This window comes from Methylomicrobium lacus, from assembly GCF_041897535.1.
Classification (GTDB): Bacteria; Pseudomonadota; Gammaproteobacteria; order Methylococcales; family Methylomonadaceae; genus Methylomicrobium; species Methylomicrobium lacus_A.
The window spans coordinates 3,553,649-3,572,610 of the sequence record NZ_CP169217.1; the positions used below are offsets into that span (position 1 = coordinate 3,553,649).

The window sequence follows — 18,962 nt, forward strand, 5'->3', positions numbered from 1 at the left end:
GTCATCCAGCCGCATTCCGCCGCGTATAGCGGTGCTTGACGCCGACAGGAAAATAATCCGGATCGCCGAAAGGCCGTAATGCGATCCGAGGCATTTGCTTGGCTGGCGGTACATAGTTCGCGAATTCGCTGTTCAGCCGGAGCAATTGGCTGCGAATCGATGCGGCGATGGCGGCTTCTTTGTCCGTGTCCGCCGCGGCCCCGGGCAGCAGTTCGACCGCGACAGCCAGGAATTCGGCCCCGTCGCGGTCGTTTTTGACTTCCATCACGAATTTGCCGCTGACCCAGCGTGTCAACTCGGCCTGCTCCAGGCCGACGACCACGTTTTCCGGATAGATGTTCGCACCGTAGAACGATACGGTGAAATCGGCGCGGCCGAATACCCAGACAAAGGGCAGGGGGAGGCCTTCGTCTTCGAGTGCAGGCAGCCCGCGCATTTTCAGGAAAGCGAGCAAGTCGGCGTGGCCGATCAATCCGCCGCGGTCGGCGATGTGATAGCGGATCAGCGGCACGCCGTTGTCGCCGGTGACCGCGAGGGTGGCGCCGTCGATCAGTTCGAAGTAACGGCTGCAAGGGTCGTATTGGATCAGGGTCGGCAGGCGCGATTCGCCGAACAGTTCGCGGGCGACGGCGGGATGCTCGGCCAGGAAGCGGCGGATCTCGATGCTGAGCGGCGTCTCATTACCCAATACGCCGCCGTCCGCGGTGCCGTAGAGCGAGGCGGAGTCGTAGCGGGGCGCCGTCGAGCCGACGCGTTGCAGCATCAGGCTGCGCCATTCCTCGCTGAACACTTCGCCGGCAAAGACGAACTTGATTTTGTAGAGTCGCCAATCGATGCCCTGCGCGGCACCGGCATCGATCACGTCCTTCACGAAGGGCGGATAGCCGAGCAGCACGGTCTGTTCGAAATGAGGCCCCAATTCGCGCACGACGCGCAGGATTTCATCCGGTTTGTTGCCCGGCGTCGCCACGGTCAACGGATAGCCCTTTTGCGCGAGGTGCCAGCAGCACGAGGTCGTGAACACGCCGCCGACCCAGTTGCCCAGCGGAAAGCAGACGACCGCCAGCGTGTCGCGCCGATCGGCGCGGAAACTGTGGCGGAAGACCTGCTCGAAGCGCAGGGCGATGTCCAGTTCGTCGGTCATCGCGCGCGGCCAGAAAGTCGAAACTCCGGTCGATCCCGAAGAGACCGCCAGGCGGTCGCAGGCGGTGATCTGACCGCCTTGGCAGCGCGACGGCAACGGATATTTCTGCATATAGTTCGCCTTGTCCGAGAGCGGCAGCTTTGCAAAGTCTTCGAAACCTGCGACCCCGTTCGGATCGGAGCCTTGGTCCTGAAGAAATTGCCGGTAAGCCGGCACGTTGGCGACCGTCTTTTTGAATAGATGCAGCGCCTGTTGCCGGGGATCGGTGGCCAGTCGCTGCTGCAAGAGCGTATCGAGCGGGGTGTTCAAAAAGGCCGAAAGCCGTTCGATTACGGCGGCGGGACGGTTGGTCTGCATCAGGCTCTCCTAAATTCGGCGGCAGCGGGAAAAGGGTTTTATCGGACAAAGTGTCATCCGGTGGCTGGAAAACATGCGCCCTAGACAGTCGCGCCACAGGCGCTTGCTGGATTGCGCGGCTATATCAAATAGGGGGCTTGGGTTTTTGTCAAGGACGGCCGTTACGCGTGCGTTGGTATCGATAGACCCGCAAGGCCGCCACGAATTCCAGTCCTCGGGCTGCGGGTGCAAGCGCAAAGAATATCGGCTATACTGAGTTGTCTGTCGTAATTGAAACTTAAGGCACGGCATTCAAAAATGCGCATCAAGGTTCTGATTTTGATTTTTGCGTTGTGCTTTCCCGGGTGGGCGGCCGATCGCTTTGTGCCGAAAAACGCTGTTTCCACATTGCCCTTGGATGCCGGCGAAATCGAATTTTTGCAACATATCGACTATATCGGCGTCTGTGTCGATCCTGATTGGATGCCTTATGACTTTGTGACTGACCAGGGCGACTATATCGGCATCAACGCCGATTTCCAGAAAATTTTTGCCGAACGGATAGGCAAAGAAATTCGTTTGGTAAAAACGGCGGATTGGCAGGAGTCGCTGGACTATGCGCAGCAGCGGAAATGCTCTATCCTGTCCAGCGCGACGAAGACCGATCAGCGCCTGGCGTATCTGGCTTTTACGCGCCCGTTCAATGTCTATCCGATCGTGATCGCCACGCGCAACGATCAGCCGTTCATTGCCGATTTTCGGACTATTCTGCACAAGACCTTCGTCACCGTTAAAGGTTTTGCCGCACTCGATCTACTGAAGAAAAAATATCCGAGTATGCAAATTCTCGAAGCCAGTGATGCCCGTAGCGGCCTCGAATGGGTCGCCAGCGGCAAGGTGTTTGGCTATCTTGATACGGTCGCGACGATCGCCTATCAAAGCCAAAAACATGGGATATTGAACATCAAAGTCGCCGGCGTCACCGATGTGCTTTATACGATGTCGGTTGCGGTCAGAAACGATCAGCCCCTGTTACTGCGCATCTTCGAAAAGGCGGTCGCGTCGCTGACCGAGACGGATAAACTGACGATTTTGAACAGATGGATAGCCATCGCCTATGAAAAGAAGCGCGATCACCGATTGCTCGGCTATGTTGTCTTGGGTTTCGGCGTTTTGGTCGTGCTTTTGATTGTACGGGAATGTGTCGTCCGTCGCTACAGGACCAAATTGCAGGCTTTGAACAAGGAGCTTGAGCAGTTATCGAATACCGACGCGCTGACCGGTATTGCGAACCGGCGATTTCTGGATCATGTCTTTGCCAAGGAAATCGCCAGGGCTCGGCGCTATCATTCCAATTTTTCGGTGATCATGCTCGATGTGGATCATTTCAAGGCGATCAATGACAATTTCGGCCATCATGCCGGCGATCAGGTGCTGAAAGAATTGTCGACATTGATTGGCTATACGGTCAGGACAAATGATCTGCTTGGGCGCTGGGGCGGCGAGGAGTTTTTGCTGCTGTGCCCCGAAACGGACCTTGAAGGGGCGTTGCGATTGGCGGAAACGATACGGTTGAAGGTTCAGCTGTTTGATTTCGGCATACCGCAACGCATCACCGTCAGCCTCGGTGTGGCGGAGTACCGCGATAGTCAGTCTCTGGAAGATTTCCTGAAGATTGTCGATGCCGCGCTCTACGCTGCGAAAGCCTCCGGGCGCAATCGGGTGAAGGCCAATTGATAAGTGTATTCGATAGTCGTTTGCTTTGAGCGTGGACGTTCGGTAACGACTGCGTCTACAATAGGCACACGTCTTCTCGGGTTGTTCATTCATTGCCGGCATTTTTCGCCCACCGCCACCAGACTTCTCTTTCATGGATCAATCAATCATCTTCGACCTGGACCTGATCAACCGTTACGATAAGGCCGGGCCGCGTTATACCTCTTATCCGACCGCGCTCGAACTGCACGAGGGTTTCGGCGATACTGATTACCGCTGGCACATCGCCAAGTCGAATCAGGCGGGCGGGCCGCTGTCGCTGTATTTCCATCTGCCGTTTTGCGATACGGTCTGCTTTTATTGCGCCTGCAACAAGATCGTGACCAAGAATCGCGGGCACGCGGCGCCGTATCTGGACAATCTCTGCAAGGAGATCGCGATGCAGGGCGCGCTGTTCGATAACAGCCGGGTCGTCAATCAACTGCATTGGGGCGGCGGCACGCCGACTTTTTTGGGCGATGCGCAGATGCGGCGGCTGATGGATGTCACGCGCGCGCATTTCAAGTTGCGGGACGACGACGGCGGCGAATATTCGATCGAGGTCGATCCGCGCGAAACCCATGACAGCACGATCAGGCTGCTGCGGGAGCTCGGCTTCAACCGGATCAGTCTGGGCGTACAGGATTTCGACCCTGATGTGCAAAAGGCCGTCAACCGGCTGCAAAGCGAGGAGCAGACGCTCGGTGTCCTGGAAGCCGCGCGCGCCGAAGGCTTCCGCTCGACCAATATCGACCTGATCTACGGCCTGCCGCTGCAAACGGTCGCGACCTTTGCCAAAACGTTGGACAAGATTCTGGCCGCAGAGCCCGACCGGCTGTCGGTTTTCAATTACGCGCACATGCCGGCGCGCTTCAAAACCCAGCGCCAGATCAATGATGCCGAGCTGCCGTCGCCGGAAGTGAAGCTCGCGATCCTGCAAATGGTCGGCCTCAGGCTGACCGAGGCCGGTTATGTGTATATCGGCATGGATCATTTCGCTCTACCCGGCGACGAACTCGCGGTCGCGCAGCGCGAAGGCAAGCTGTACCGGAATTTTCAGGGCTATTCGACGCATTCGGATTGCGATCTGGTCGGCCTCGGCATCACCTCGATCGGCCGGGTAGGGGATGCCTACATTCAGAACGTGAAAGACCTCGAAACCTACGACCGGCTGATCCACCATCAAAAATTGCCGGTATTCAAGGGCGTCGATCTCGATCAGGACGACAAACTGCGCCGTGCGGTGATCACGCAACTGATCTGTCATTTCGGCCTGAATTTCGCCGCGATCGAAAAGGAATTCGCGATCGATTTTGCCGGCTATTTCGCGCGCGAACTCGAAGCCTTGCGGCCGATGCAGGCCGACGGCTTGCTCATGCTGTCGGCCGCCGGCATCACCGTGTCCTCGGCAGGCCGCTTGCTGATCCGCAATATCTGCATGGTGTTCGACCGTTATCTGGCGCAAAAAACGCAGCAGCAATTTTCCAAGGTGATATGAAGCAAACGATGAACGAAGAACGGATCATAGAACTCGAAATCAAGGTCGCCTATCAGGATGACTTACTCCAGGCCTTGAATCAGATCGTCAGCCAGCAACAGCAGCAAATCGACCGGCTCGAAGCGGCCTACCGCCAACTGAACGACAAGATGCAAAACCTGCTGACCGAAGCCCGGAGCCCCGGCGAAACGGTGCATGAAATCCCTCCGCATTATTGAGGCCAGGCCAAGTCCCGGCAAGCCTTGATTTGGTTCGCTGCGACGCTAATTGTTTATTACGGCTTGACTTTTTTGGGGGCGCTTGTTATCAATGCCGGTGTTCCGAACAAAAAATATAATAACAACATCATCATCACAGAGGGGGGAATGGTATGGAATCGAATGGCGACACCGTCCAGGGCGACTTGCTGGTCAAATTGAACCGGCTGGAAGATCAAGTCTCGACGCTGACCATGCAGTTGGAGTTGAACAAAGAAACCATCGCGTTTTTAAAAACGACCTTGTCAGAGCGCGATTCCTATATCAGCGATCTCGAAATGAAGCTGGCCGCGGCGCAAAAGGAGCTCGAAAAATCGACGCTGGAGAAGATCTACGAATTGCGCGATCAAATCAGAAACGGCATCGACGACAAAATGGTCCGGCCGGTATTGATCGAAATCCGGCGCAACATCGGTGTGCTGCAGGGTTTTGTCGAGCAGACGCGGGAGATCATCAAGCAGAAGCAACGCTTGATTCGGGAGAATAGCCAGGCCACGGTCAATCTGATTCAGCGCTCTCCCGATCGGGCCATGGGCTATCTCGAGGAAACGATCATAGAGCCGACGCGTTTCGCCCTGCATCACGTCAGTCAGCAGACCGCGATTCGCTACGCGGCGGTTGTCCAGCAACTGGAAGAGGACGTGTTAAGACCGGGCGTTCGGAACTACCAGCGCCTCGCGCATCTGGCAAAAGAGTTGCCGTCGGATATTGCGGTATTGTTTCAGATGCGGGTAGTCGAGCCCTGGCTGGCCTTCATCCATGACTTTCCTCGGTTGACGGACGAAGTCGGCGGGGCGTCGAAGGCGCAGGTAAAGCAGCTGATCGCTTATAACCGCAAGCTGGTCAGGCAATTCATCGAATTCTTGTCGAAAGAGATCAAGAAATCGCCGTTCTGGGACGGTAAAAACCGGATTGCGTCGGCTTGAGGATGTTGCGCGCCAGGGTTGCGTCGCCGAGTTGACGGTGACGTGACCCTGGTGGGGACGAATTCAGCTTAGCGGTTCGGCTGCCTGCTCGCCAAATTCGGCGATTTGATCCAGGCGCGTCACGATTTCACTCGAAGACAATTCCAGCGCGGATTTATAGCTCGCGCAGGCCTTGTCTTTTTCGTTTTGTGCGAAATATAAATCGCCCAGCAGCTGATAGGCCTGTACGGTCGGATCGCTGGCGAGGCTTTGGCTCAGGTAGACTTCGGCTTTTTCATGCTCGCCCTGTTGCAGGCTGAGCTTGCCGAGCAGCGACAGCAACACCGCGTTGTTCGGCCCCGCGACCAGCCATTGTTCGGCGTTCGCCAGTTGTTTCGCCGCATCGTGCGATTGCACGCTGCCGTATAAAACCAGCAGGGTATCGTCCAGGTTGACCGACAAGGTGTGCGCGAGTTCGGCTTCGATCGTGTTGCCGGCGCCGGCCTCGATCATCGCGGCAAAATAGATCGCCGCCATGCCGTGCATTTTTTTGATGTGGGTCGGGGTTTCTGACCAGAGCAGGGCGATCTGCTTCGCATCGCCCATCTCGGCCGCCTGTTTCAACAGGCGGCTGAAGGTTTCGGTTTCGAGCAGCTTGACTTCGGCTTCCATCAACACCTTGTTCTGGTTCAGCGACGGCAACAGCTTCCGGATCGCTTCCCAGTCGCCGATGCTCTGATAGGTCTGATGCAGCAATTTCAATACGCTGGCGTGGGTCGGATTGATCGAGTGCAGCTTGGTCAGGGTTTCGAGCGCCTGGTCGAACTGATTACCGGACAGATGCAGTTCGGCCTGGGTCAGGCCGATCGCGATATTCGAACCGGGGGCCTGGTCGGCGGCTTTTTGCAGATATTCATCGCGCTTGTCGAAAGCGCCGCGCGACTGCGCCGCGCGCGCGGCGGTCAGATAATGGATCAACGGCGCGCCGCTGTGCGAGGCATGTTTGATCAGGATTTTTTCGGCCTGTTCCCAGTTGCCTTCGGCCGAATCGACAAGACCTGCGATCAAGGCTTCCTGCGAGCGGTTGAATCTGATGTGGGTGCCGCGCTGTTTAAGTTGGCCCGGCAGCCGGACCAGCCAGCCGAGGAAACGGAAAAGCACATAAAACAGAAAAAAGCCGATCACCAGCGCGACCGCGAAAGCGGCGAGCGTCGTCTCGATCGACCAGTGGCCGATGCCGACCAGCACATAGCCGGGGGTTTCCAGGCTCTTGAAGCCATAATAAACCGCGAACGCGGCGGCAACCGTAATGAACAGCGGCCCTAGAAAATAAAGGATCTTTTTCATTTTTTAGTCGGTTCCGGTTGGGCGGGGGCGGCCGGCGCGGGCGGTGGTGTGGCCGCCGCCGGGGCTTCCGGAAGCGGTTTCGCTTCAGGCGCTTTCGGCTTTTCGGCCGGCGCCGCCAGCAGGGCTTTGTCGGTTTCGACCCGTAATTTGGTGATGTCTCTGAGCAGTTTCAGCGAGGTGCTGATGTCCGGGAAATGGCTGCGGATATTGATCGCCAGGAAGCGGCCAAGCTCGCCGATGAATTTGCGCGTTTCCGGGTTCGGCGTGAAATTCAGCTCGGTCCATTTTTTCGCATCCTGCAGGCCGGCCCGATACAAGGCTTCGTTTTGCTGCACCAGCGCGATCTTGACCGTTTCGAGCTTCGCGCGCAATTGCTCGCGGATGAACTGCGCTTCTTCCGGCGTCAGCGTTTCCTTGATCGGCTGGTCGGTATGCCGGATCGTGACGATGCCGTGCAGGCTTTCGATCGCCGAATCGAGCAGTTCATGGGCAGGTTCCTTGCTGTCGGCGTGGCTGTGGATTTCGGTCGAAGGTGTCAGCGTTTTACCGGCATAGGGCAGCAGCAAGGTCAGTTTTTCGGACGTATCCTGCAGGCTTTGCAAGGCGGCGTATAGGCCGACAATATCGGCCGCGGCCACGCTTTTGAGCGCGGCGATTTCTTTCGCGATTTCCTCGCGCACCTTGAAGACGGCCGCGTCGCCGCTTTCACGCAGGCGCTGATCGGCCGCTTCGAGCGCTTCGCGCGCGGTATTCACGTCGCCGACCAATTGCAGGCGCTCATTGGCCGCGCCAAGCAAATATTCGGCGTCCGCGATCAGCCAGTCGCCGCGGGTCTTGCCGAGTTGGCGCTGCAGGCGGGCGATTTCCTCGCTCAAATCCTTGCGCGTGCTGGCCAGTTTCTCGCTCTGTTGCTTCGAGATCTCGTCCAGTCTTGCGGTGAAATGATCGTCCTTATGAGCGATCGTCGATTCGAGCGTCGCTAAATGCTCCTGGATCGCGGTAAGCTGGGCTTGGTAGTCGGAGATTTTCTTCGCCATCTCGCCCTTGACTTCGCCGCCCAGGTTGGATTGGCGGTCTCTGAGCTGCATCAGAAAATAATAGCCGGCGCCGGCGACTGCGAAGATGATCAGGATGATAATCACGCCAAACCATAATCCGCTCCGGGATCTCCGCGCTTTTTTCGAATTTTCCGCATTCCCTTCTATTTGTTCATTCAGTTCGGCCACTTTTCTCACCTGTTGCCCAAGTTATTATTTTTTCAAGAATTGCTGTATCCGAAGGGCTATCCGTTACATAAATTCGTCCAAATCCACTGTTTTTCGCGATCTGCCGGATGCGCTCGCTGACGACTACCAGCGGGATCGCCAATGCCTGGCTCCGGTCTTTTTCACCGAGCATGATCAATAAGTTACGCAACGCTTCGCCGCTGGTCGCGGTGATCAGGTCGAGCCGGTTTTGTCTGAGTAAATCGATCACCGGCGCGGGATCGGCAGACGGAACCCTTCTTTGATAAACATCCAGCGTGTCGACCTCCGCGCCGCGCTGCTTGAGTTCCTGTCCGAGCGTTTCGAGGCCGCCGGCGCCGCGCACGATCAGGAGGCGCTGTCCCGCAACGCACTGCATCGGCGGCATCGCCAGCAAGGCCTCGCTATCCGAGCCGTGTTCGGGCAAGAGATCGGCCTTCAAGCCGGCGGCGGCGAGCGCTCTTGCGGTCGCCTGGCCGATCGCGGCAATCCGCACGCCGCGAAATTGGTCTATTTTGCCATCATTCGCGAGCAGTGCAAAATTTACTGCATTTGCGCTAATAAAAACAAGCCATTGGAATCGATGCAGGTTTGCCAGCGTCGCGGTTATCCGGTCGCGGTCGTTCGCGGCAACGATTTCGAGGGTCGGAAACGCGACCGCGACGCCGTGCTGCCGTTCGATCAGGCTGCAAAGATTGCCCGCCTGGTGCCCTGGGCGGGTCACCAGAATGTGCGCGCCGTTCAGCGATTTCATTCCTGGTATAGCGCCGCGAGAATTCGATCCGCGCCTTGCGCGAGCAGGTCTTCGGCGATTTTTCTGCCCAAGGCTTCGGCCTGATCCAAATCATCCCAGCCTTCGCTGCGGTAAATCACCGAACCGTCCGGCGCACCGACCAGACCGCGCATGAACAGGCGTTCGCCGTGTTTTTCGGCGAATCCTGCGATCGGCACCTGGCAGCCGCCTTGCAGGCGGGCGTTCATCGCGCGTTCGGCCTTCACGCAGAGCGCGGTGTCGGCATCGTGCAGGGCGCCGAGCAGGGCGTTGATTTGCTCGTCGTTACTGCGGCATTCGATGCCGATCGCGCCCTGGCCTATCGCCGGCAGGCTGATCGCCGGATCGAGGCGCTCCTTGATCCTGGCCTTCATACCCAAGCGAATCAGGCCGGCCGAGGCCAGGATGATCGCGTCGAAATCGCCGGCGTCGAGCTTGGCGAGCCGGGTGTTCACGTTGCCCCGGAGTTGCAGGATTTCGGCATCGGGAAAACGCTGCTTGATCTGGCATTGCCGGCGCAGGCTCGAGGTGCCGATCCGGGCGTTGGCCGGCAAGTCGTTCAGACGGTCGAAACGGTTCGATACGAAGGCGTCGGTCGGGTCTTCGCGCTGCAGAATGGCCGCCAGATGCAGGCCTTCCGGAAATTCGACCGGCACATCCTTCATCGAATGCACCGCGATGTCGGCCTCGCCTTCGAGCATGCCTTGTTCGAGTTCCTTCACGAACAGGCCCTTGCCGCCGACCTTCGCGAGCGGCGCGTCCAGAATCCTGTCGCCCTTGGTGGTCATTTGCACCAGTTCGGTTTTGATGTCCGGAAAGTGTTGCTCCAGAAGTGCGGCGACATGATTGGCCTGCCATAGTGCGAGCGGGCTTTTGCGCGTTGCGATTCGGATCAGTTTCATGGTTCGGGAAAAATTCTGTTGAGTGTAAAAGCGTTGAAAAGCTACCGGCTCAGTTCCGCCAGCAGCTTCGCGTAAATGCCGCCGAAACTACCGTTGCTCATCAACACGAAATGGCCGCCTTGGCGCGCTTCGCGCTTCAGTTTGTCGATGATTTGCTCGAGGCTTTCGCAGATCTCGATATTCGCCGCGTACCGTTTCAGTTGGCTCAAGTCCCAGCTCAGTTCTTTCGGCTGATAGATCAGCGCCTGATCGGCCTGGTTCAATGATTTGGCCAGGGTTTCGGTGTGTATGCCGAGCCGCATCGTATTCGAGCGCGGTTCGACGATCGCGATGATGCGCTCCTGGCCGACCTGTTTCCTGAGGCCGTCCAGCGTCGTCGCGATCGCGGTCGGATGGTGCGCGAAATCGTCGTAAATCGTCACGCCGTGCAGTTTGGCGATCACTTCCATGCGCCGTTTGACATTTTGGAACTGGGCCAGCGCATTGATCGCATCCTTGGGCAGAATGCCGACGTGGTGCGCGGCGGCGATTGCGGCCAGCGCGTTCGAGACATTGTGTTCGCCGGTCAGCGTCCAATCGACTTCGCCTTGTTTATCGCCATTGTGGAGCACCGAGAAGCGGCTGCCGTCGGCCTTGATCAGCGCCGCATTCCATGCCGATTGGCCGTTGATCGAAGTCTCTGTGACCGGCGTCCAGCAGCCCATAGCCAGCACGTCGCGAATATTGTGTTCGTTTTCGGGCGCGATGATCAGACCCTGGCCCGGAATCGTCCTGACCAGATGATGAAACTGTTTTTTGATCGCGTCGAGGTCCGGGAAAATGTCCGCGTGATCGTATTCGAGATTGTTCAGGATCGCGGTGCGCGGCCGGTAATGCACGAATTTCGAGCGCTTGTCGAAAAACGCCGAATCGTATTCGTCGGCTTCGACCACAAAAAAAGAAGACTCGCCAAGCCTTGCCGACACGCCGAAATTGAGCGGAATGCCGCCGATCAGGAAGCCGGGCTTGAAACCCTGATGTTCGAGTATCCAGCTCAGCATGCTGCTCGTGGTGGTCTTGCCGTGCGTGCCGGCGACGCCGAGCACCCAGCGGTCCTGCAAGACATGTTTGGCGAGCCATTCGGGGCCGGAGACATAGTTCAGGCCCAGGTTCAACACCGCCTCGACTTCCGGGTTGCCGCGCGAGAGCGCATTTCCGATGACCACCAGATCCGGTTTCGGATCGAGATTTTCGGCCCGGTAGCCTTCCATCAGCACGATGCCCTGGGATTCCAGCTGCGTGCTCATCGGCGGATACACGTTGTGGTCGGAGCCGGTGACCCGATGGCCCATTTGCCGGGCGATTACCGCCAAGCCACCCATGAAAGTGCCGCAAATGCCGAGTATGTGAATGTGCAAGGTTTTGTCCTGATCGCTGTTTTGCCGAGGGTTAAGACTGCTTATGATACTGTAGTGAGGGCGGATTGGTAAAACCGCGCTGACTTCTTTGTCGTCTCAAGGCTTGCGTTAGCGGCCAAGTTGAGATCAAATAACGCCAATTCCCGAGCGAAACCGGCTTGCCGGTCATGATGTCAATGATGATCCGAACATGAGCGAAAAAAATAAAATTCTTGTTGAAGCCACTCCGCATTACATCGAAGCGCAGTCCGCGCCGGCGGAAAGCCGCTATGTGTTTGCCTACACGATCACGATCACGAATGCAGGAGCGGCGCCTGCGAAGTTGTTGACCCGACATTGGCTGATTACCGATGCGAACGGCAAAATTCAGGAAGTCCGCGGCGACGGCGTGATCGGCGAGCAGCCGTATCTGAAACCGGGCGAGTCGTTCCGTTATACCAGCGGCGCGATGATCGAAACGCCGGTCGGCACGATGCAGGGCGAATACACGATGCGTACGGACGACGGCGATCATTTCAATGCGCCGATTCCGCGTTTTACCTTGTCGATTCCACGGACGCTGCATTAAGCCGATGGCGATATACGCAATCGGCGATGTGCAGGGCTGCTATGACGACCTGTTAAGACTGCTCGACACCATCCAGTTCGATCCGGCAACCGACACGCTCTGGATGGCGGGCGATCTGGTCAACCGCGGGCCCAAATCGCTGGAGGTCTTGCGCTTCGTGAAGTCGCTCGGGGAGCAGGCGGTGACCGTGCTCGGCAACCATGATCTGCACCTGGTGGCCGCGCATGCCTCCGGCATCGTGCACAAAAAAGACACGTTTCGGCCGGTTTTGGAAGCCCCCGATGCGGATGAATTGATCGACTGGCTCAGGCGTCAGCCGTTGTTCCATACGAACGGCGAATTCTGCCTGCTGCATGCGGGTCTGCCGCCGCAATGGGATTTGGAAAAGGCGCAAGCGATGGCCGCGCTGGCCGAACAGGCCCTGAGGAGCGACGATTACCGGCTTTTTTTGCAGGAAATGTACGGCAATCAGCCGGATCTTTGGTCGGACGATCTGGAAGGCGTGCCGCGGCTTCGCTTCATCGTCAATTGCTTCACTCGGATGCGCTTTCTGGATGCGGACGGACGTCTCGATTTTACCCATGACGGCCGGCCCGGCTCGCAGCCTTCGCACCTGATGCCGTGGTTTACCGCGCCAAACCGCAAGAATGCCGATTTGCGGATCGTCTTCGGACATTGGTCGCAAGTCGGTTATTACGAAGGCCACAATTGTTACGGGATCGATACCGGATGTCTGTGGGGAGGGCAATTGACCGCGCTGCGCCTCGGCGATCCTGTCGAAAGCATCGGCATCGCCTGTCCCGGCTACCGACGGCCCGGCAAGGCCTATTCGGATGCGGCCGGCATTATTTAAGACGTGAAAACATAAAAGGTTGAACGCATTTACTCGCTTTTGCGGAGTGTTTACTCGCAGCTTATATTCAGGAAATTTATCAGTGTGTCGGCTTCCGGCGCATTGTTCGTATGCATGACAGAACCTGTTTGTTTAAGAAGCGTAGCTTCTCCCTTTTTATTATAGGCAATATCATTTTCGGTCGGACCATCAGTAGGGCCGGGTTCTTGAGTAATTTCTCCGGCACTTGCCGCGGTAATTAACTCACGAATATTGCCCTTTAATGCATGTTTGATTGTCGATAGGCTGGTAATGCCGCCAGTGCTTTTCTGTAAAACAATCTTGTTGGGATAAATCGTGCATTCAGTGCTGTATTGATAGAGAGGAGAAACGTTTCCTGAGGCTTTGATTTGTTTGAGGAGCGGTTTTTTTGCATTGCTGTATGCAGAAGTCGGGCCGATAAACGCTATGCCGATAACGGTCGAGGCCAATAAGAAAAATAATCTATTTTTCATTTCATGATTTCCTCAGGTGAAATATCAAATACTCGATAAGTCACTGATCGGCCAGCGTGGTTTGGCCTTGATCGCGAGCGCTTCGCGTTGCCCGGCCAATAAGCGCTGGCAACCCGCATAGGCGATCATCGCACCGTTGTCGGTGCAGAATGCGGGTCTTGGGAAATGGATCGCGGCCTTCTCGCGCGCGGCCATCGCGCTCAGCGAGGCGCGGATTTGAGTGTTCGCGCTGACGCCGCCGGCGACCACCAGCGTCTTGAGTCCGGTTTGCTGCAAGGCGCGCCGGCATTTGATCGTCAGCGTGTCGGCCACCGCTTCCTGAAAGGCGAGGGCGATGTCGGCCTTGTCCTGTGCGCTGCGTTCGCTGGCTTGCAGCGTGTTCAAGGCGAAGGTTTTAAGGCCGCTAAAGCTGAAATCCAGGCCCGGACGGTCGGTCATCGGGCGCGGAAAGTGAAGGCGTGTGTGGCCGCGGGTGGCCAGGGCGGACAGCTTGGGGCCGCCGGGATAGCTGAGTCCCAGCATCTTGGCGGTCTTGTCGAAGGCTTCGCCGGCGGCGTCGTCGAGTGATTCGCCGAGAATTTCGTAGCGGCCGATGCCTTCGACTTTCACTAGCTGCGTATGGCCGCCGGAAATCAGCAGCGCGACGAAAGGGAACTCGGGCGGTTTCGGTTCCAGCATCGGCGCGAGCAAATGGCCTTCCATGTGGTGCACCGCGACCGCCGGCACCTGCCAGGCCCAGGCAAGTCCGCGCGCGGTCGCCGCGCCGACCAGCAGGGCGCCGATCAGGCCGGGGCCTGCGGTATAGGCGATGCCGTCGATGTCGTTTCGGGTCAGGCCGCTGTCTTGCAGCGCCTGCCGGACCATCGGCGCCAGTTTTCGGATATGATCGCGCGAGGCCAGTTCCGGCACCACGCCGCCATACTCCTTGTGCAGATCGATCTGGCTGTACAACAGGTCGGCCAGCAGGCCGCGTTCGGAGTGATAAAGCGCAACGCCGGTCTCGTCGCAGGAGGTTTCTATGCCTAAAACGATCATCGAATTTTGAAAAGTGGTCAAAAGAAAGGTATAATTAGGAGTTTACTAGAGCGGGTGTGCTAACGCCCTTGTTTTATTCATATTAACACAACTGGAAATCTGGAAACGTATAATGCCGTCAGTCAAAATTAAAGAAAACGAACCTTTCGATATCGCCATTCGCCGTTTTAAACGCGCTTGCGAAAAAGCCGGTGTCTTGGCCGAAGTCCGTCGCCGCGAGTTTTATGAAAAGCCGACCACGGAACGTAAACGTAAAGGGGCGGCGGCAGTCAAACGTCACCTGAAAAAGCTGGCGCGCGAGCGTTATGCGTTGAAAAATCTGCGTCGCGGCCGTCCTGCTGTTTAATTGCAGGTTCGGATGATGGATTTATTGACGGATCGGATCAAGGACGAAATGAAAGCTGCCATGAAAGGCGGCGACAAATTCAAGCTGGGCGTGATCCGTTTGATTCTGGCGGCGTTCAAGCAGGTCGAGGTCGACGAGCGCATCACGCTCGATAACGACCGAGCCATTCAGGTCCTGGACAAGATGCTGAAGCAGCGGCGCGAGTCGATCAAGCAGTACAGCGATGCCGGCCGCAACGATCTGGCGGATGCGGAAGAAGCGGAAGTCAAAATCATTCAGGAATTCCTGCCCGAGGCGCTGAGCGATGCCGAGATCGACGCCCTGGTTCGGGAAGCGATCGCCGAGTCCGGCGCCGAATCGGTGAAGGACATGGGCAAGGTGATGGGGCTGTTGAAAGCGAAAATGCAGGGGCGCGCCGACATGGCGGTGGTCAGCCAAAAAATCAAGGCTGGTTTGGGAGGCTAATCCTCTCGTTCAACCCTTTTATTCTATGTCCGAGGGACGCATACCTCGTCAGTTCATTGATGACCTTCTGGTGCGGGTTGATATCGTTGATCTTATCGATGCGCACCTTCCTCTCAAAAAAACGGGGGCGAATTTTGTCGCCCGTTGCCCCTTCCATACCGAAAAAACGCCGAGTTTTTCAGTTAACCGCGACAAACAGTTTTATCATTGCTTCGGTTGCGGCGCCAGCGGTAACGCGATTACGTTTTTGATGGAATTCAATCGGCTCGACTTTGTCGAAGCGATCGAAGATCTGGCCGCGTTTGTCGGTGTCGATGTGCCGAGGGAGTCCTTTTCGGCGCAAACTTCGCCGCAAAAAAAAGACGATCTGAATAATCTGTATCAGCTGATGGAGCAGGCGGCTCAGTTTTATACGGAGCAGCTGCATGCGAAAGCGGGCGCCGCCGCGCAGGATTATTTGCGCCGTCGGGGTGTCGGAGAGCAGGTGTTGCGCGATTATCGGTTGGGTTATGCGCCCGATGCTTGGCAATCCTTGTCCGGGCGCTTCAATCAACAGGCCCTGCTGGATGCCGGCTTGTCGGTCAAGAATGAGGCGGGTCATGTGTATGACCGCTTTCGCGGCCGGGTGATGTTTCCGATTCGCGATAAACGCGGCCGCATCGTCGGCTTCGGTGGACGCGTGTTGGACGATTCTTTGCCGAAATATTTGAATTCTCCGGAAACGTCCCTATTTCATAAAGGCAGAGAGGTTTACGGTCTTTATGAGCTGCTGAAAAAAAACAGCAAACCGGCACAGATTGTGTTGGTCGAAGGCTACATGGATGTGGTCGCGTTGGCCGAATACGGCATTGACAATGCGGTGGCCGCGTTGGGTACCGCGGCATCGCAGGCGCATGCGGAGCTGCTGTTCCGCTTCTCGGCGGAGTTGGTATTTTGCTTCGACGGCGATCGGGCCGGAAGGGAGGCGGCCTGGCGGGCGATGGATGCGGTGTTTCCCTGTCTTCGCGACGGGCGACAGGTACGCATCATGCTGTTGCCGCAGGATGAGGATCCGGATTCGCTGGTGCGTAAGGAGGGCGTCGAGCGCTTTCGTGCGCGGATGCGAGAGGCTCAGGTCTTGTCCGATTATTTTTTTGCCGAGGCTGGCAGGGATTTGCAGTTGACCAGTCTCGAAGGGCGCGCGCAATTGGTCGGCAAGACCCGTCCGTATCTCGAAAAGCTGCCGGCGGGGATTTTTCGGGAGATGATGTTTGCGAGGCTCAAAACTTTGTCCGACATCAGTCATCTGGATGTTTTGCAGAATGAAGCTACACTTAATCGCAATGTTCGGCCTGCAAACCCGCATGCGAAAGGCAGAATGACCTCAGCACGGATGGCGATTGCGCTGCTGGTGCAAAATCCAAAATTGGCGATGCGCCCCGAATTACAGGAAATCGACTGGAGTACGTTGGTATTTCCCGGCGTCGAATTGTTTCGGCATATCGTAGAGGCCATTTTGGCGCAAAAACCTGCCAACACGGCGGTATTGCTCGAGTCCTACCGCGACTCGTCCGAGGAAAAGTCGGTCAAGGCGCTGGCTTTTCTGGATCTGTTGATCGCTCCGGATAACATCGAGAGCGTTTTTTGCGATGCCTTGGCGAGCTTGATCAAGCAGTCGGCGGAAAATGAGCTGGAGCGGCTCTTGTCCAAAAAGATGTTGACCCCCGATGAAAAAGAGTCTTTGCGGAAATTATTGGCATTTAAAAAGTAGATGCCAAGCCATAAATTTATATAGTAGAATTAATAGTTACGTGTAGTTCTGCTGAATTACATATCCGGTGAGTGAATGATGAATCAAGAACAGCAACAGTCTCAGATTAAACAATTGATTGCCAAAGGCAAAATTCAGGGCTTCCTGACTTATGCCGAGATTAATGATCACTTGCCGAGCGATATCGTCGATCCTGAACAAATCGATGACTTCATCGGCATGATCAATGACATGGGCATCCAGGTCTATGAGGTTGCGCCCGATGAAGATTCATTGATTACCGATGCGGCGGCGGTCACCAGCGATGACGAGGATGCGGAAGAAGTTGCCGCGCTGGCGTCGGTCGACAGCGAGTTCGGTCGGACCACCGACCCGGTACGCATGTACATGCGCGAAATGGGCTCGGTCGAACTGTTGACCCGCGCGGACGAATTGAAAATCGCCAAACGGATCGAGGAAGGCCAGCAACAGTTGGTCAAGGCCTTGGCGCGCTCCTGCGTCGTGGTCGACGACTTCCTGCAATCCTATGATTCGATTTCGACCGAAGAGGGCGGCATTCGCCTGAACGATCTGATCACCGGCTTTGCCGATTACAGCGAAACCGATGACTTGAGTGTGGCGCAGGCCGGCGCGGAGGATGTCGAAGACGCCGCCGGGGCCGCCGACGAAGAGTTGAAAGGCCTGAATCTCGAAGAAGTCAACGAGAAGGTCGACAAGCTCCGGGCGCAATTGCAGGTCGCGACCGCTGCCTGTAAAAAATACGGCTACGCGAGCGCGGAAACCGAGCAGGCCTTCGATGTGTTGGCCGATCTGTTCATGGAGTTCAAGTGGACGCCGCAGTACTTGAAAAAACTGTCCGGCATCATTCCGGACGGCGTAGCAAGCGTGCGTGATCAGGAAAGGACGATACTGGAAATTTGCACGAAGCATGCGAAAATGCCGCGCCCTGAATTTATCGCGCTGTTTACCGAAGACGAGAGCAACCCGGCCTGGCTGGAGCGCTGTCTGGCGGACGGCGGCAAATACGCCGAGGCGTTGAAGCCTTACGAGAAAGACCTGCGCAAGGCGATCAAGAGCCTGAGCGAGATCGAAGCCAAATTCGGCCTGACGATCAACGGCCTGAAGGACATCAACCGGCGCATGTCGATCGGCGAAGCTAAATCGCGGCGCGCGAAGAAGGAAATGATCGAGGCGAACCTGCGGTTGGTGATTTCGATCGCGAAAAAATATACCAACCGGGGCCTGCAATTCCTCGATCTGATCCAGGAAGGCAATATCGGACTGATGAAGGCAGTCGACAAGTTCGAATACCGCCGCGGTTACAAGTTCTCGACCTATGCGACCTGGTGGATTCGCCAGGCGATCACCCGTTCGATCGCGGATCAGGCGCGCACGATCCGGATTCCGGTGCACATGATCGAGACGATCAACAAGCTGAACCGTATCTCCCGGCAGATTCTGCAGGAGCTGGGCCGCGAGGCGACCCCGGAAGAATTGGCCGTGCGCATGGAAATGCCCGAGGACAAGGTGCGCAAGGTGCTGAAGATCGCGAAAGAGCCGATCTCGATGGAAACGCCGATCGGTGACGACGAAGATTCGCATCTGGGCGATTTTATCGAAGATTCGAGGGTGCTATCGCCGGTCGAATCTGCTACAATTGCCGGCTTGCGTGAATCGACACAAAATGTGCTGGCAGGACTGACCGCGCGCGAAGCGAAGGTGCTCAGGATGCGTTTCGGCATCAACATGAACACCGATCATACGCTCGAGGAAGTCGGCAAGCAGTTTGACGTAACGCGTGAAAGAATACGCCAAATCGAAGCCAAGGCTTTGCGTAAGTTGCGGCATCCATCGAGGTCGGAACAGCTGCGCTGCTTCCTCGACGGCGACTAAA

The 18,962-nt window shown here is 56.8% G+C and carries 18 protein-coding genes; 10 read left to right on the forward strand and 8 right to left on the reverse strand.

Annotated features, from left to right (window positions below; all coding sequences use genetic code 11):
- Position 1 precedes the first annotated feature (1 nt).
- On the reverse strand, positions 2–1,501 hold the full coding sequence (locus ACEPPP_RS15995) for a phenylacetate--CoA ligase family protein (RefSeq protein WP_374088361.1): 1,500 nt from the start codon (positions 1,499–1,501) through the stop codon (positions 2–4).
- 297 nt (positions 1,502–1,798) lie between these two features.
- Here ACEPPP_RS15995 and ACEPPP_RS16000 point away from each other — a divergent pair, with 297 nt between their 5' ends.
- The 4 genes from ACEPPP_RS16000 to ACEPPP_RS16015 all read left to right on the forward strand — a co-directional run bounded on the left by ACEPPP_RS16000 (position 1,799) and on the right by ACEPPP_RS16015 (position 5,916).
- A complete protein-coding gene (locus ACEPPP_RS16000; RefSeq protein ID WP_374088362.1) occupies positions 1,799–3,217 on the forward strand; it encodes a diguanylate cyclase in 1,419 nt (472 codons plus the stop codon).
- A 133-nt stretch (positions 3,218–3,350) separates the two neighbouring features.
- Positions 3,351–4,733: an oxygen-independent coproporphyrinogen III oxidase gene (hemN, locus tag ACEPPP_RS16005; protein WP_374088363.1), complete on the forward strand. Its 1,383-nt coding sequence runs from the start codon at positions 3,351–3,353 to the stop codon at positions 4,731–4,733.
- A gap of 8 nt (positions 4,734–4,741) precedes the next feature.
- A complete protein-coding gene (locus ACEPPP_RS16010) occupies positions 4,742–4,951 on the forward strand; it encodes a SlyX family protein (RefSeq protein WP_374088364.1) in 210 nt (69 codons plus the stop codon).
- A gap of 152 nt (positions 4,952–5,103) precedes the next feature.
- Complete coding sequence (locus ACEPPP_RS16015) at positions 5,104–5,916, forward strand: hypothetical protein (RefSeq protein ID WP_374088365.1); 813 nt, start codon at positions 5,104–5,106, stop codon at positions 5,914–5,916.
- Positions 5,917–5,979: 63 nt separating this feature from the next.
- Here ACEPPP_RS16015 and ACEPPP_RS16020 read toward each other — a convergent pair whose 3' ends face one another.
- The 5 genes from ACEPPP_RS16020 to mpl all read right to left on the reverse strand — a co-directional run bounded on the left by ACEPPP_RS16020 (position 5,980) and on the right by mpl (position 11,557).
- On the reverse strand, positions 5,980–7,242 hold the full coding sequence (locus ACEPPP_RS16020; RefSeq protein ID WP_374088366.1) for a heme biosynthesis HemY N-terminal domain-containing protein: 1,263 nt from the start codon (positions 7,240–7,242) through the stop codon (positions 5,980–5,982).
- A complete protein-coding gene (locus ACEPPP_RS16025) occupies positions 7,239–8,384 on the reverse strand; it encodes a uroporphyrinogen-III C-methyltransferase (protein WP_374088367.1) in 1,146 nt (381 codons plus the stop codon). Before ACEPPP_RS16025 ends, ACEPPP_RS16020 begins: the two co-directional genes overlap by 4 nt.
- Positions 8,385–8,451: 67 nt before the next feature.
- Positions 8,452–9,240 (reverse strand): uroporphyrinogen-III synthase, encoded by a 789-nt coding sequence (locus ACEPPP_RS16030; protein WP_374088368.1) that lies wholly within the window; start codon positions 9,238–9,240, stop codon positions 8,452–8,454.
- Positions 9,237–10,160 carry a hydroxymethylbilane synthase gene (gene hemC / locus ACEPPP_RS16035; protein ID WP_374088369.1) on the reverse strand — a complete coding sequence of 308 codons (924 nt, stop codon included), beginning with the start codon at positions 10,158–10,160 and terminating at the stop codon, positions 9,237–9,239. Before hemC ends, ACEPPP_RS16030 begins: the two co-directional genes overlap by 4 nt.
- A gap of 41 nt (positions 10,161–10,201) precedes the next feature.
- Positions 10,202–11,557, reverse strand: coding sequence for a UDP-N-acetylmuramate:L-alanyl-gamma-D-glutamyl-meso-diaminopimelate ligase (mpl, locus tag ACEPPP_RS16040; protein WP_374088370.1), 1,356 nt, complete (start codon positions 11,555–11,557; stop codon positions 10,202–10,204).
- Between the two features lie 190 nt (positions 11,558–11,747).
- Between mpl and apaG the strand changes: the two genes are divergently transcribed.
- Positions 11,748–12,125 (forward strand): Co2+/Mg2+ efflux protein ApaG, encoded by a 378-nt coding sequence (gene apaG, locus ACEPPP_RS16045; protein WP_374088371.1) that lies wholly within the window; start codon positions 11,748–11,750, stop codon positions 12,123–12,125.
- Between the two features lie 4 nt (positions 12,126–12,129).
- A complete protein-coding gene (locus ACEPPP_RS16050) occupies positions 12,130–12,978 on the forward strand; it encodes a symmetrical bis(5'-nucleosyl)-tetraphosphatase (protein ID WP_374088372.1) in 849 nt (282 codons plus the stop codon).
- Positions 12,979–13,028: 50 nt separating this feature from the next.
- Here the strand turns inward: ACEPPP_RS16050 and ACEPPP_RS16055 are convergent, their stop codons facing one another.
- A complete protein-coding gene (locus ACEPPP_RS16055) occupies positions 13,029–13,472 on the reverse strand; it encodes a hypothetical protein (RefSeq protein WP_374088373.1) in 444 nt (147 codons plus the stop codon).
- A 24-nt stretch (positions 13,473–13,496) separates the two neighbouring features.
- Positions 13,497–14,507: a tRNA (adenosine(37)-N6)-threonylcarbamoyltransferase complex transferase subunit TsaD gene (tsaD, locus tag ACEPPP_RS16060; RefSeq protein WP_374088374.1), complete on the reverse strand. Its 1,011-nt coding sequence runs from the start codon at positions 14,505–14,507 to the stop codon at positions 13,497–13,499.
- A gap of 112 nt (positions 14,508–14,619) precedes the next feature.
- On the opposite strand from tsaD, the gene rpsU reads away from it, so the two are divergent.
- The 4 genes from rpsU to rpoD all read left to right on the forward strand — a co-directional run bounded on the left by rpsU (position 14,620) and on the right by rpoD (position 18,961).
- Positions 14,620–14,853 carry a 30S ribosomal protein S21 gene (gene rpsU / locus ACEPPP_RS16065; RefSeq protein ID WP_374088375.1) on the forward strand — a complete coding sequence of 78 codons (234 nt, stop codon included), beginning with the start codon at positions 14,620–14,622 and terminating at the stop codon, positions 14,851–14,853.
- 15 nt (positions 14,854–14,868) lie between these two features.
- Positions 14,869–15,318, forward strand: a complete 450-nt coding sequence (locus ACEPPP_RS16070) for a GatB/YqeY domain-containing protein (protein ID WP_374090937.1) — start codon at positions 14,869–14,871, stop codon at positions 15,316–15,318.
- Between the two features lie 25 nt (positions 15,319–15,343).
- Entirely contained in the window at positions 15,344–17,068 is a 1,725-nt protein-coding gene (gene dnaG / locus ACEPPP_RS16075; RefSeq protein ID WP_374088376.1) for a DNA primase, read from the forward strand.
- A gap of 78 nt (positions 17,069–17,146) precedes the next feature.
- Positions 17,147–18,961: an RNA polymerase sigma factor RpoD gene (rpoD, locus tag ACEPPP_RS16080; RefSeq protein ID WP_374090938.1), complete on the forward strand. Its 1,815-nt coding sequence runs from the start codon at positions 17,147–17,149 to the stop codon at positions 18,959–18,961.
- Position 18,962 lies beyond the last annotated feature (1 nt).